We start from the raw sequence: 1,042 nt of genomic DNA, 5'->3' as shown, positions 1-1,042 counted from the left end.
CGAGCTGTCGCCGCCGGGGACCGGCCGGTTCGGGCGGCGGGACACCACGGCCATCGCCACGCCGAGCACCAGCAGCAGGGCTCCGATGATCATCAGGGCCAGCGACCACGGCACCGAGGTGTCGTTCGGCCAGGTGACGGTCACCGTCGTCGGCGCCGGCTCGGTGCCGTCCGCGGCCAGCAGGATGGACCACTCGCCGTCGGCCGGGGCCAGCCACCGGTGCTCAAGGCTGCCCTCGGCCTGCTGCTGGCTCACCCACAGGTCGGAGCCCGCAGGGTTCGGCACCTTGGCCTCGCCCTCGGTCACGGTCCCCTGCAGTTGCCCGTCCTCGATGCCTGTCAGGGAGGTGTGCGCCGCCTCTCCGACCCAGGCCTCGACGTCGCCCGCTCGGCCGATGGCCAGCAGGAACTCGCCGTCGGCCTCCACCGAAACGTCCACTTCTTCTTCGTGGACACCGAAGACTTCCGGTTCGATGACGGTCACGGGTGCGGTTGCATCGGCTGCCGTGTAGGTGGCCGAGGCGCGCTCGGGCGGCGCCCACACGGTCCGCTGGGCGATGCCCAGCGCGATGGCCAGCAGGCCGATCACCATCAGGGCCACTGAAATCTTAAAACGCACAAAAATACCAATCGTCGATCGCTGCAGGAGGGAAGGGCCGCAGGGACGCCCACGCCTCCAGGGCCGGCCGGGGTGCCCGCCATCGGTCATGCTTTATAACCCTATGGTAACGAACCCTCTCCGCCGTCCGTGCGCGGCCGGACCGCGTGGTCCGCCGCGGACCGCCTTTTGCCCTTTTTGCCGTCGGCATCCGCTGCCACACCATACCGGACTGGTAGTCTTTCGCTCAGAATTGCCCCTATCCTGCGCCGTTGTTGCTTAGCGCGTGACAAGTGCGCCCGCCCGCTGCTTCAGCGGCTGCAGGCGGAAGAGAGGATGCTGCGTGAGCGAACCCCGGGATGCTCCCACGCCCGCCGCCGGCAACGGATCGCCGGCCGAGGGCCAGCCCGCCGACCTCGCGGCACCGGCCCCGGATCCCGCCGCG

General features: G+C 70.1%; 1 pseudogene. It reads right to left on the bottom strand.

The features are described from left to right. A pseudogene (locus AC5RUJ_RS17070) lies at positions 1-618 on the bottom strand (hypothetical protein); the annotation flags it as partial. Positions 619-1,042 lie beyond the last annotated feature (424 nt).

This window comes from Arthrobacter sp. Y3223164, assembly GCF_059091005.1.
The sequence above is the reverse complement of the archived record's forward strand: the minus strand, read 5'-3'. Positions and strand labels throughout refer to the sequence as shown.